Origin of the sequence: Kurthia sp. ISK08, from assembly GCF_046159805.1 — a bacterium.
GTDB lineage: Bacteria > Bacillota > Bacilli > Bacillales_A > Planococcaceae > Kurthia > Kurthia gibsonii.
Map to the genome: position 1 here is coordinate 98,687 of NZ_JBJXHL010000006.1, position 12,835 is coordinate 111,521.

Genomic DNA, 12,835 nt, shown 5'->3' on the forward strand with positions numbered 1-12,835 from the left:
TGGAAGGATGTGTTTTATCGTTTAGAGTAGAAGTGTCATCAAATATTCATCATAATACTCTTGTCCTTTTTTCATAGACTTCTTTTCAATGCCTACTACTTCAAAACCTAATTTTTTATAGAGTGAAAATGCTGGTTCATTCGTTGTCACAACACTTAAATTCAACTTCTCAATATCAGGATCTTCTTTAGAATCATCAATGATTTTTTGAATTAACGCGACACCTGCACCTGTACCTCGTGCTTTTCCAGATACATACACTGCGCCAATTTGCGCACGATGCGACATTTTAATCATTTTCTCTTTTTGCAATGTAGCTGCACCAACTAACTCCCCATCTAAAAAAGCACCATAAAACTGCTCGGCACTCGAGCGTGTCACTTCACGTACGAGGTCAATTGGATTTTCAATTGCTACTGCTTCCTCATAAGACATCGCAAAAGCTTCTGGGACTTCTTGTAATGCTTCTTTTCGAAGCGCCCAGTAAGCATGTGCATCATCTTCTACTAATTTTCGTATTTCTAGCATGATTTTAGCTCCTTTAGCGATTTAAACATCGCAAAGTTTTCGACAGATTACCTTCCATCCTTTACCCACAGCTAAACCATTCTAAAACACTTTCTTTTATAAAGAACCAACCAATATATCGACATCAATTGTAATTTCATCTAACTGTAAGTCTTCGATTTTCTTCTCTTGATGCCAACCCATCGGTGTCATATGCGCAAGTAATGGGACAAGTTCTGTGGATATCTTTTTTGTCGTTGTCACGCGGAAGATATCCACATGTGGAAAACTCTCTTTAAATCGTTCAACTGTTTGACTGTTCGAGTAATCCTCTTTCTCGGATGTCGCATAGAATTGTTTTCGTAACTCTTTTAAATAACCGCTCTGTGGAACGACTTTAATCACTTTGCCATTCGGCTGTAATAAACGCTTAAATTCCTCATAGTTCGCAGGCGATAAAATATTTAAAATGACGTCGAATTTCTTCGATGCATAGGGGCTTTTCGCTAAATCTCCTACAACCCATAAAATATCGGTATAGTTCTTTGCAGCCGCCACGATTCCTTCTTTTGAAAGGTCAATACCTGTCGCAATCATTTCGTGTTCACATTGTTCTTTTAATTTATAAAGATGCGTTCCTTCACCACAACCTGTATCTAATACCGTCATCACTTCAGGTAAGTTCGTCAGCTGTTGTAAAATCACATCATATACATCCGCATATAACATGGCATCAAGCACTTGTTTACGCGCTTCAAATAATTTTTGATCGTACATTGATTGAACTGGATGCGTTAGTAAATTAACATAACCTTGTTTTGCTAAATCAAAGCTATGACCATTTTTGCATACAAGTGTTTTTTCCTCTTGTATGTGAAATGCTTGCTCACAATGTGGGCAGCGAAATAGCTGTGCATTCTTTTGAAGCCACTGTGCGCTCATTTGTTTTTTAGATAACATTCTTCACATTCCTCTCAAAAAAAGAAGCAGAAAACGCGTATTCGTCTTCCGCAACTTTTGTTATTTTATAAGATATTCAATGATTAAACCAATTGATAATAAGAAACCAAAGAATGTATTTGTTAAAGCAGTTGATTTCATCGCCAAACCTTGTTTCATCGGGATGCCTTCGCCTTCTTTAAAGTTCTTAATTGCTGCAATTGGTTTTGGCACACTAATGAAGACTAATAGTAACCACGGACTAACAACACCGAATACGACTAAACCGACAATCCACGCATACGATACGATGAACGAAATCGCCAGCAACTGAATCGCTTTTTCACGTCCTAGTAGAATCGCAAGTGTTTTACGACCACCAATTGTATCTTCTTTAATATCACGAATATTATTCGACATATTAATACCACCAACTAAAATACCCAGTGGTACAGATACTAAAAAGCTCGTCATACTCACGTCACCTGTTTGGATGAAGTAAGCAATAAGAATAAAGCCAATTCCCATACTCAGTCCTGCAAAAAGTTCACCAAATGGTGTGTAAGCAATCGGCATTGGACCACCTGTGTACAAGTAGCCGATTAACATACCAATAATTCCGATGACCACAAGCCACCAACTAGAATTCATACAAATATAAATTCCGATTAATACGGATAGACCGTATAAGATTAAAGCGAATGCCAATACAGAAGATGGCTTTGTACCATGTCGTACGAGCGCACCACCAATCCCTACTGAATCAACAGTATCTAAACCTCTTTTAAAATCATAATATTCATTAAATAAATTCGTCGCAATTTGTAAAAACAAACCGCAGACAAGCATTGCCGTAAATAAAAGCCAATTGATTGGACCATCATTAAGCGCGAGCATTGTCCCTAAAATAACAGGTGCAAAAGTTGCTGTTAATGTGTGTGGACGTGTTAATTGCCACATCAATTTTAGCGTGCTAATATCTTCAATCGGCTGATTTGTTTGTTTCGCCATAACTTACTTCCTTTCGTACTTTCTATAACTCTATTATTCTACATGATTTTTCGTTTGATTGCTAAAGTTGAATTTCAACAAAAAGTTTGATACAGTAAAGGCAACTAAAGCGTACAGAAGGATTTCTAGGGTTCCGTAAACAAATTTGTTTAGACTGGTCCGAGAGAAATCTCGCATCAATTTGATGTGCCACGGAAGGACAAAAGCCTGGGAGTTTCACTGCATGATGCAGTCAAGCTCTCAGGTTTTTTTATGTACATAGAAGGAGGAATTTATAATGAAGCACTGGGCAGTTGTTGTTTTTGCTGCTGTACTCGAAACTTGTTGGGTTATTGGTTTAAAACACGCAGATACTTGGTGGGAATGGTTACTTACCATTGCCGCACTCGTTTACACATTCAAATTATTATTAAATGCAGGTGATCACCTACCTATCGGAACAGTTTATGCTGTCTTTGTCGGATTAGGTACAGCTGGAACCGTACTAAGCGATATCGTTCTCTTTGATGCACCAATCGAATTTATGAAAATTGCATTAATCGGTGTATTACTAATCGGTGTGATCGGACTCAAAATGGTAACACCCGACCATACAGAAGGAGGTCAATCATAATGGCATGGATTGCGCTTATTTTAGCAGGTTTTTGTGAAATTTTTGGCGTTGCCATGATGAATCGCTGGCAACTTTATCGTAATTGGCAAACGATTGTAGCACTGATTATTGGTTTTGGTATTAGTTTAGCCTTACTCTCTTATGCAATGGAAACAATCCCTATGGGAACTGCGTATGCTGTTTGGACGGGTATTGGCGCTGCTGGTGGTGCACTTGTCGGTATGATTTTCTTCAAAGAATCGAAAGACTGGCGTCGCATTGTATTTATTACACTCATTTTAGCTGCTGCTATCGGTTTAAAATTATTTTCTTAGCGTTTATAATGAGAACACTTATGAAGTTTGAAGGGGTGTTTTAACATGGAGATTTTTAAAATTACAGATGCAGCAGATTTAGAAAAAGCATTCTCAATTCGAAAAGAAGTATTTGTAGAAGAACAGCATGTACCAATTGAAGAAGAAATTGATGCCTATGACACATTAGACGGTGAATGTGAACATGTTCTATTAACAAAAGACGGTCAAGCTGTCGGTACAGGTCGCGTTCGTTTAGTAGACGACTACGGAAAAATCCAACGTGTTGCCATTCGATTAACAGAGCGTAAACACGGCTACGGTAAGGTCATCATTCAAAAGCTAGAAGAACTTGCAGCAGCACGTGGTGCAACTAAAGCAAAATTAGATGCACAAGTTCACGCTATTGGTTTTTACGAAAAGTTAGGCTACACTGTTCAATCTGACGTATTTATGGATGCTGGAATTGAGCATGTACTCATGACAAAATCGCTACATTAAAAAAAGAAGTCGTTTCTGTTTAGGAAGCGACTTCTTTTGTTATATTTTCTTTTTTCGGTGGTTTTATCACTGTATAAATAATCCCTCCAAAGATGAACAGCATACCGAGAATCTGCGTCATCGTTGGTCGGAAATCTAAAATCCAAATATCGAGTAAAATAGCGACTAATGGATCGACAAATACAAGTGCAGATACGAGTAATGTGGATAAGTTACGAATACTATTAAAGAATAAGTAATACACAAAACCTGTATGAATAAAGCCTGTTCCTAAAATATACAACCAGTTACTCGTCGTTAATCCATGAAATACATCAAACTGCACCGTTGGGAATAAGATGACAATCCCAACTATCGTTTGAACAAACGTTAGTGCATATGTAGATAAATGCTTTACCCCTCGCCCCACAAACATCGTCATCGCATAGCAAATAGCCGATAACATCGCATAGATGAAGCCCTCATTCCATAGTAAATGAAGCGAACCAACTTGTTGTACCCCTACGATTAAGATACTACCTAAAAAGCATACGACAATGGCTAAAATTGCCGGAATCGTTAGACGCTCTTTTAAAAAGATTCCGCCCAAAATCAGGACAAAAATCGGCGCTAAATTATAAATCGAAATCGCGAGCGAGATCTCCATTTCATTGAATGCTTTAAATAAAAACACCCAGTTAAATACGAGAAACACACCGCAAATTATCGTTTGAATAACTTCTTTTCGTGACCACTGTTCTGTTTTATAACTCTTCGTTATAAGCCATAAACCACCTAAAAACAATGTCGCACAAATACACCGCACAAATACCAATTCTTCTGCTGGAATACCTGTTTGAATCGTAAAAAAACCAACCGAACCGAAAATTGCCATCGAGATTGTTAGCTGAATGGCTGCTTGCATATTCATGTTGTCCCCTTCTCTCTATTCAGGAATATTCTGACTATTATACCATGAAAAAAGAGTAAAAAGCAGAATGCCTTTTACTCTCTAGATAATCGGAACCCACAACTCAACGGATTCCTCACCTGTTTCCTTATTATATGCGTATTGCTCTAAAATCGGTGCCTTTCGAAAACGAAAATAATCCGCTTGACGAATCCGATGAAAGAAAGCAAAAGCATCATACTTTTCATTTGTACTCGTCGCAATCACATAACGCCCTGACGAGATGACAACATCTTCTGCATTCTCGAGTGGAATCGTTGAAGCACCTACAATTCCTGCATAATAAGCTGCGACGCTTAATTCCTCATGTTCTTTGGGAAAGAATACACCATACGTCACTCTCGGTACACGATGTTGTATTTTTAAAGCTTGGTTTAACTTCTTTCGTATCTCCATAATCGATGCTTGCGTTACCACATTCGTACGAAAACCGCGAATTCTAAACCCTACCTGTTCCTCTATCCGTACATACATAACGTCTACTCCCTTGGCCTTAAACTATCCATTTAAAACAATTCGTTTCCCTTTTCAACCATTTTAAAACATTATTTCTTTAAACGGAATGGAACAGTAATTAAAATAACATTTCTCTTATAAAGTAAATAGGTACGAATTAATAAACTTGATTGATTATGCAACATATTATGCCAGCCTTTTTTTACAATGAATTGTGGCACAATAACGGAAACATAATAATTTTTTTCACGTGCTTTTTTCTCCACTTTATCAATAAATTTTGTCAGTGGATTCACTAAACTACGATATGGTGAATACAGTGTAACTAAACGAATGTCTGGTTGCCACTTCTTCCATTTCGCTTCAAATGCCTTTAAATCTTCCTTATCGAAAGAAACATACACTGCTACAATCATATCGGGATTCAATGTTTTTGCATAGTTTAATGAATTACGCACCATCTTTGTAATGCCTGAAACCGGAATAATCATGACGTTCCCGTTCATCTCTGGTAACACTTCATCTGTTAACTTCAGTTGTGGACCAATACTATCATAGTGCGATTTTATACGATGGAAGATGATGACCATAGCCGGAACAAAAATGAGAATCGGCCATACATATCCGAATTTAGTAACAAAGAAAATGGCTGCGACAGTAAATGAGATAATCGCTCCCACTGTATTGATTGTCAGTTTCCCTTGCCAGCCTTTTGGGCGTTCTCGTAACCATTTTCGCATCATTCCTGCCTGTGCCAGTGTAAATGGAATAAATACACCTGTCGCATAGAGTGGAATAAGACTCTCTGTTTTACCCCCAAATAAAATAATTAAGACAATCGCGCCAATCCCTAGTAAGACAATCCCATTGGAATAACCTAAACGGTCACCACGTACTTGGAACATGCGTGGGATATAGCCATCTTTTGAAAGATTAACAGCGAGTAATGGAAAAGCTGAGAAACCTGTATTAGCAGCCAATATCAAAATTAACGCTGTCATTCCTTGAATAATGAAGTAGAAAATCCCTCTACCTACACTTTCCTGTGCAATTTGAGATACAACTGTCTGATGTCCATTCGGAGTTACACCGTAATAGTACGCTAGAAACACAATTCCTGAAAAAAGAAGAGCGAGTAAACCACCCATTGCTAACAATGTTTTTGTCGCATTGACAGGCTCAGGCTTTTTAAAATTTGGAATCGCATTAGAGATTGCTTCAACACCTGTTAAAGCCGAACTACCAGAAGCAAAAGCTTTTAGTAATAAAAAAAGTGTAACCCCAGCAACTGGTGTTCCAATTGCTGTATGATTCGTTGTCGGTACTTCACCATTTAGAATACGATAAATACCTACGCCAATTAAAATGAATAAAGATAAAACAAACAGATACACTGGATAAGCTAAAATCGTCGCTGATTCCGTTACACCTCGTAAATTTAAAATCGTTAAGATGATGACGAATACTACTGCCATCTCGACATTATAATTATGAAGCGCTGGAAAAGCTGATGTAATTGCATCTGCTCCTGCTGAAACACTTACTGCAACGGTTAAAATATAATCAACAAGTAAGGCGCCACCTGCGACTAAACCTGCATTCTTCCCTATATTTTCTTTTGAGACGACATATGCGCCACCACCATGTGGATAAGCATGAATCACTTGTCTGTATGAAAAAATCAGTGCGACCAATAAAACAATTACACCGACAGCGATTGGAATGGAGTACCAAAATGCAGCTGCACCAACAGCCATTAATACGATGAGAATTTGCTCTGGTCCATACGCGACAGACGACAATGCATCTGAAGATAAAATCGCAAGTGCCTTTGTTTTACTTAATCTTTGATCCATCAACTCAGTTGACTTTAATGGGCGACCAATCACATATCTTTTCCATAAACCCATTTTTTACACTTCTCCTTCATATGTTTCAAACTCCATGATTCGCTAAAAAGAATATAAAAAAGCCTACAGGCACGAGAAATAGACCTGTAGACAAGTAATTTTTTGCCTAACAAGTTTCCATCTCTTCTCTGTAACGCTTACGAGGTTAGCTGTCGGATTCGGGCTGAGAGTAGCCCTACCTTTTTCAAAAGGATTCACCCCAAGGAATACATTTTCCTGTTTATGTGGTTCCCCCGCGTTTTTTAACTTCAGCGATTTAGAAATTTGAAACTTTTTAAATTGTGTTGTAATAATACTCCCACTTACGTCATTTGTAAATATTTAAGTTGAATTTTTTTCGTAAATTCTTAGCGCTCGATTTGCATAGTGCATCATGAGTAAGAATAAAGTAAGGGCAATTCCTACGAATAAAAATTTTGCGTCAATAAAATCAAATAATGCACCGAATAATAAAGAGCCTATCGGTCCCATGCCGACAGAGACCGTTTCAATCAGTCCAAATACACGTCCACGATAATGATCTTCTACCGAACGCTGAATAAGTACGCCAATCGGGGTATTCGAGCAAATATTCATTGCGGATATACTGAATAAAACCATCATATAAAAAACAAAAGTTAGCTCTTTTGAAAAATCGAAAAAGAGTGGAATTGCGATACTTCCAATGAACATACAAGCGAGAATAACTGCACGTCGAATGAAAATAAGTGGTCTTCGTAAATCACTACGAACAGATAAATAAATGGACGCAATCAACATTCCAACAGCACCTGCTCCTTGTATAATCCCTACATTCGTAGAAGGCATTTTTAATTGCTCTACAAGGATAAAAACAATGCCTACACTAATTGCTGAATTGAAGAAGTTTAACCAAATATTCATCCATAAAAGAGACTTCACAAGTGGTTTTTCTTTTAAATACTTTACCCCTTCTTTCATACTTTGTAGCATGCTTTCTTTTTCACGTTTTTGATGTTGTTCAAATAATGTAAAATCCATTGTGGCTTCTAAAATTAACGCGATAAAATAAGCGACTGCCATCGAAATTAAGAATACTTGCATCGAGACAAAACCATATAACATCCCCCCGATAACAGGTCCACCAATCCCGCCGATTGAATAGGAAATTTGATTAAATGATAACGCTTTTTGTAGACGCTTTTTCCCCACCATATTAGGGATCGCACTTGAAAATGCTACGCCATTAAATGCACCAATCGTTGAGAAAATAGCGGTAATTGTATAAATTGCAACAACAGATAAACCAAATAGCCATGTATGTATAATTAATAAAACAACAGATAACGTAATACCTGTCATACTCGCGACAACAATTCGTTTTTTCGGAAAACGATCCGCGACATATCCTGCAAATGGTGCCGCTAATGCACGCGGTACAACATTAAATACGATATTCGTTGCGAATGATAATGCCGAGCCTGTAATCGATAAAATATAGAGACTAATACCAAAGCTGAATACCGTAAAACCAAGAGATGTAAGCATTTTACTAATAAAAAAAGTAATTAAATTACGCGTTGCACGCCTTTCAATTTGAAAATCCACAGATGTCCTCCTTTATTTCGGTTATCGTAACATTTTACCAGATACAGTCATTCTGTAAAGAGGATTTAGTTGGCAGACACACACTTTCCGTATTATATTGACACTATAGATGAAAAAAGGAGTTTTAAATATGACGACTATTTTAATTGTCGATGATGACTCGCGCATTGTAGAACTAGTGGAAACACACCTACTCGAAAAAGGCTATCAAACAATCAAAGCTGCAAATGGTATGGACGCATTGGATCAACTAAAAAAACATAGCTGTGACTTGGCAATTGTTGATGTCATGATGCCTTTCATGGACGGTTTACAACTCACAAAAGAGATTCGAAAAAAATACAATATCCCGATTTTATTATTAACAGCGAAAGACCAAATTACGGATAAAGAAGCAGGTTATGAAGCAGGTACAGACGATTATCTCGTCAAACCATTCGAACCACTCGAACTATTATTCCGCGTTAAAGCACTTCTTCGTCGCTATGATGTACAAGAAGATACATTACTTCGCATCGGAAATATTACGGTGAATACAAACACATTTGAAGTAACAGTTGACCAACGTTCACTGTTCTTACCGCCGAAAGAATTTGATTTACTTGTTTATTTTATTCAGCATAAAAAACAAATTTTAAGTCGTGACCAATTAATTGAGCAAGTATGGGGCGCTGATTTTTCAGGAGATGAGCGTACAGTTGATGTACATGTAAAACGTCTGCGCGAACATTTTAAAGAGATTTCGCCATTCGTTCAAATTAAGACGATTCGCGGCGTTGGTTACATGTTGGAGGAAACAGAATGAAATCGCTCTATACAAAATTCGTCGTTTATACAGTAGCGATTATGATTGGTAGCGGTGTTATTGCCTTTCTCATTTCAAATGGTTATTATCAACAAAAGCTAAAACCAGTAAATGATGCAAAGAATACACGAATCGCACTCGATATTGCAGAATTTGCAGATCGTCATCCAGATATGAACTTAACCGAATATCTCGAAAATACAGCAGCAGTTGGCTATCAATTCTACCTCGTAAAACCGAATCTAAAAGGTGAATTTTTCGGCTCAGATTTCCGTGAAAAAAATCTAAGTAAAAAAGAAATCGAATCAGTTTTAGACGGTAATATCTTTCATGGTATTCAAAACTTCCCTCAATCCACCTTTGTTACAGGGTTCTTTGCGAATGAATTGCAAAACTCGATTGGTGTTCCTTTAAAGCATGACGGCAAAAACTATGCACTCTTTATTCGCCCTGATATTAAACTACTCTTCGGCGAAATGCATATTCTCTTTGGTATTCTCTTTGTTCTCACGATTGCACTTAGTATTGTTTTTGTATTCATTAGCACAAAATATTTAGTGAAGCCGATTCGCACATTAACATCTGCAACACAACAACTCGCTAATGGTAAATTTGATGTAGCATTGAATGTGACACACCGCGATGAAATTGGACAGCTTGCAAAAAGCTTTACACATATGGCAGAACAACTTGAAAAAAATGAAACCACACGTAAAGAATTCATCTCCAATGTGTCGCATGATATTCAATCACCATTATCTAATATCAAAGGCTATACGAACTTATTAGAAAAAGAAGATTTACCAGAAGAACAAAAGAAACAATATATTCAAATCATTAACCGTGAGATTACACGACTATCTGAACTAACGAAACAACTTCTTCTTCTCACATCGCTCGATCAAAATAAATCAATGATTCAACCAACTGAAGTTGATATTGCGCAGCAAATTCGTTCACTCATCAGACAGTACCAATGGCAAATTGGCGAAAAAGGATTAATGGTCGGTTACACACTCCCTTCTTCTTGCGTCATTGAAGGCGATGCAACTTTCCTAAATACCATTTTCGATAACCTTTTAACGAATGCGATTAAATATAATGAAGAAGGTGGGCAGATTGATGTTTCGCTTCGTGAAACAGACTCGCGTGTTATTCTACAATTTAAAGACACTGGAATTGGTATGACAAAAGAACAGCAAGAACGTATTTTTGACCGTTTTTATCGTGCAGATACTTCACGCACACATACTGTTACAGGAACAGGACTAGGTATGGCAATTGTGAAATCAATGGTACAACTACATCATGGCTCTATTTCAATTGATAGTGAGTTAGATGAGGGTACAGTCTTTACTATTTCATTACCAAAACAACTAAAATAATCAAAGAAGAAATCGCTTCATCGAGCGGTTTCTTTTTATATTCCATTTTTTACCTCCATTTATTCATATTCTATTCATATTCCGAACGTATAGTAAGAGTATCAAGAAAAACGGGAGGAAAAAATTATGTTTTCACTATCACTAAAAGAAATTAAATTCTTTAAATTACGTTATATCCTCATCGGGTTTATTTTATTCTTCGTTGCAGCACTTGTATTTATCATCAGTGGCTTAGCGAATGGCTTAGCGAATGATAATGCTTCATCTATGAAAAATATGAATGCTGTTTCGTATTACGTTTCAAAAGACTCCGATAATCGAATGGATCGTTCACGCTTTACAGCTACTGACGTTGAAAAAATAAAAACGAACGATGCACAACCTTTAGGTATTCAAATGATGACATTAAAGGATAAAGAATCAAAAGAAAAATTAGACGTTACATTAATGGGAATTAACCCTAGTCAATTCTTAATGCCAAATGTTGTAGATGGCAAAACCATTTCAAACACATCAAATAATGATGTCGTTGTTGATAAGACATTAGAAAAACAAGGCGCAAAAATTGGTGACAAACTATATGCGGAAAACTCAAAAACAACATTAACAATCGTCGGTTTTACAGAAGACCAAACATATAGTCATACACCAACAGTGATTATGAATACAGACACATGGTATAAAATCTTCGGTGGCAAAGAGAATGCTGGATTTAATGCAATTGCCCTAAAAAATGATAATGCCACAACAAAAGCAGATGTGAAAAATGCAGTTGCTGACGGTAAATTCGTTCCAAAACAAGACCTAATCGATACAATCCCTGGTTATAGTGCTGAACAAAGCTCATTAATGATGATGCTTGCGTTCTTAATTGTCATTGCGGTATTCGTACTTGGTGCGTTCTTCTACATCATGACAATTCAAAAAGTAAATCAATTCGGGATTTTAAAAGCGATTGGCGCAAAAAACAAATTCTTAATCGGTTCAACAATGCTACAAGTACTTGTATTATCTGTTGTCAGCATTGGCTTAGCAATTGGCTTCGCATTCGTTTTACAACAAATCATGCCGAACGGAATTCCATTCGTCTTTGACTTTGCGTTAATTCTAAAATTCGGTGGCGCATTACTTGTTGTTTCACTATTAGGTGCTTTATTCTCAACAACAAGTATTGTGAAAGCCGATCCACTACAAGCAATGGGGAGAGCTGAATAATGAATACACCATTACAACTTGTCAATATTCAAAAACATTTTAAAGATGGCGATAACGAAATCGAGATTTTAAAAGACTTAAACTTGAGCGTAGAAAAAGGCGAGTTTGTCGCAGTTGTCGGTCCATCAGGTTCAGGGAAAAGTACGGTATTATCCATCGCAGGTGCTTTACAAAGTGCCGATGGTGGTGAAGTCGTAATCAACGGTCGCGATATTAACCAATATAGCGATAAAGATAAATCGGACGTGCGTTTAAAATCAATCGGCTACATTTTCCAAGCAGCTAATCTTGTACCATTTTTAAATGTGTACGATCAATTAAAGCTTGTGACTGAACTTGCAGGTGATTGGAATGACGAAACGAAAAAACGTGCAGATGATTTACTAGAATCAGTTGGTTTAGCAAATAAAGCGAAAAAGACAGTTCAACATTTATCAGGCGGTGAAAAACAGCGTGTTGCAATTGCACGTGCTTTCATGAACGACCCTGACATCATCCTTGCCGACGAACCAACTGCGGCACTTGATGCCAATCGTAGTAAAGAGATTGTTGAATTAATCGCTAAAGAAGTTCACGATAAAAATAAAGCAGCCATCATGGTAACACATGATGAATCTGTCCTTCACTACTGCGATAAAATTTATGAAGTTCACGACAAAAAATTAAGATTGCGTAAATAACAAAA

General features: G+C 37.1%; 14 protein-coding genes and 2 riboswitches. Of the genes, 7 read left to right on the plus strand and 7 right to left on the minus strand.

The genetic code is table 11. The features are described 5' to 3' along the window. Positions 1–21: 21 nt before the first annotated feature. The 3 genes from ACKVQX_RS11670 to ACKVQX_RS11680 form a co-directional block, all read right to left on the minus strand. Positions 22–528, minus strand: a complete 507-nt coding sequence (locus ACKVQX_RS11670) for a GNAT family N-acetyltransferase (RefSeq protein WP_231726968.1) — start codon at positions 526–528, stop codon at positions 22–24. Between the two features lie 96 nt (positions 529–624). Then, a complete protein-coding gene (locus ACKVQX_RS11675) occupies positions 625–1,467 on the minus strand; it encodes a putative RNA methyltransferase (protein ID WP_068450419.1) in 843 nt (280 codons plus the stop codon). 60 nt (positions 1,468–1,527) lie between these two features. After that, positions 1,528–2,457, minus strand: a complete 930-nt coding sequence (locus tag ACKVQX_RS11680; RefSeq protein WP_068450417.1) for a 1,4-dihydroxy-2-naphthoate polyprenyltransferase — start codon at positions 2,455–2,457, stop codon at positions 1,528–1,530. Between the two features lie 114 nt (positions 2,458–2,571). Beyond that, positions 2,572–2,673, plus strand: a riboswitch (guanidine-I (ykkC/yxkD leader). Between the two features lie 58 nt (positions 2,674–2,731). Here ACKVQX_RS11680 and ACKVQX_RS11685 point away from each other — a divergent pair. From ACKVQX_RS11685 to ACKVQX_RS11695, 3 genes are read left to right on the plus strand one after another with little or no spacing between them, the layout of a single operon-like run. After that, positions 2,732–3,070: a multidrug efflux SMR transporter gene (locus ACKVQX_RS11685; protein ID WP_336663870.1), complete on the plus strand. Its 339-nt coding sequence runs from the start codon at positions 2,732–2,734 to the stop codon at positions 3,068–3,070. Further along, complete coding sequence (locus ACKVQX_RS11690; protein WP_068450411.1) at positions 3,070–3,384, plus strand: multidrug efflux SMR transporter; 315 nt, start codon at positions 3,070–3,072, stop codon at positions 3,382–3,384. The genes ACKVQX_RS11685 and ACKVQX_RS11690 overlap by 1 nt, the downstream gene beginning before the upstream one ends. A gap of 45 nt (positions 3,385–3,429) precedes the next feature. After that, entirely contained in the window at positions 3,430–3,864 is a 435-nt protein-coding gene (locus ACKVQX_RS11695) for a GNAT family N-acetyltransferase (RefSeq protein ID WP_068450409.1), read from the plus strand. Positions 3,865–3,883: 19 nt separating this feature from the next. Here ACKVQX_RS11695 and ACKVQX_RS11700 read toward each other — a convergent pair whose 3' ends face one another. The 4 genes from ACKVQX_RS11700 to ACKVQX_RS11715 all read right to left on the minus strand — a co-directional run bounded on the left by ACKVQX_RS11700 (position 3,884) and on the right by ACKVQX_RS11715 (position 8,745). Beyond that, positions 3,884–4,774 carry a DMT family transporter gene (locus ACKVQX_RS11700; protein WP_087681070.1) on the minus strand — a complete coding sequence of 297 codons (891 nt, stop codon included), beginning with the start codon at positions 4,772–4,774 and terminating at the stop codon, positions 3,884–3,886. Between the two features lie 81 nt (positions 4,775–4,855). Next, the gene (locus ACKVQX_RS11705) at positions 4,856–5,287 is read right to left on the minus strand and encodes an effector binding domain-containing protein (protein ID WP_068450405.1); all 432 of its coding nucleotides are present in this window, start codon (positions 5,285–5,287) and stop codon (positions 4,856–4,858) included. A gap of 71 nt (positions 5,288–5,358) precedes the next feature. Beyond that, a complete protein-coding gene (locus ACKVQX_RS11710; RefSeq protein ID WP_087681068.1) occupies positions 5,359–7,179 on the minus strand; it encodes an APC family permease in 1,821 nt (606 codons plus the stop codon). Between the two features lie 119 nt (positions 7,180–7,298). After that, positions 7,299–7,443: riboswitch (cyclic di-AMP (ydaO/yuaA leader) on the minus strand. Between the two features lie 57 nt (positions 7,444–7,500). Then, positions 7,501–8,745, minus strand: coding sequence for an MFS transporter (locus ACKVQX_RS11715; RefSeq protein WP_068450401.1), 1,245 nt, complete (start codon positions 8,743–8,745; stop codon positions 7,501–7,503). A gap of 130 nt (positions 8,746–8,875) precedes the next feature. On the opposite strand from ACKVQX_RS11715, the gene ACKVQX_RS11720 reads away from it, so the two are divergent. The 4 genes from ACKVQX_RS11720 (at position 8,876) to ACKVQX_RS11735 (ending at position 12,830) form a co-directional block, all read left to right on the plus strand. Next, positions 8,876–9,550 (plus strand): response regulator transcription factor, encoded by a 675-nt coding sequence (locus ACKVQX_RS11720; RefSeq protein ID WP_285215538.1) that lies wholly within the window; start codon positions 8,876–8,878, stop codon positions 9,548–9,550. Next, entirely contained in the window at positions 9,547–10,935 is a 1,389-nt protein-coding gene (locus ACKVQX_RS11725) for a cell wall metabolism sensor histidine kinase WalK (protein ID WP_285215539.1), read from the plus strand. Before ACKVQX_RS11720 ends, ACKVQX_RS11725 begins: the two co-directional genes overlap by 4 nt. 126 nt (positions 10,936–11,061) lie before the next feature. Then, positions 11,062–12,150, plus strand: a complete 1,089-nt coding sequence (locus ACKVQX_RS11730; RefSeq protein WP_325922439.1) for an ABC transporter permease — start codon at positions 11,062–11,064, stop codon at positions 12,148–12,150. Next, on the plus strand, positions 12,150–12,830 hold the full coding sequence (locus ACKVQX_RS11735; RefSeq protein WP_068450392.1) for an ABC transporter ATP-binding protein: 681 nt from the start codon (positions 12,150–12,152) through the stop codon (positions 12,828–12,830). The genes ACKVQX_RS11730 and ACKVQX_RS11735 overlap by 1 nt, the downstream gene beginning before the upstream one ends. The last annotated feature ends 5 nt before the right edge of the window (positions 12,831–12,835 follow it).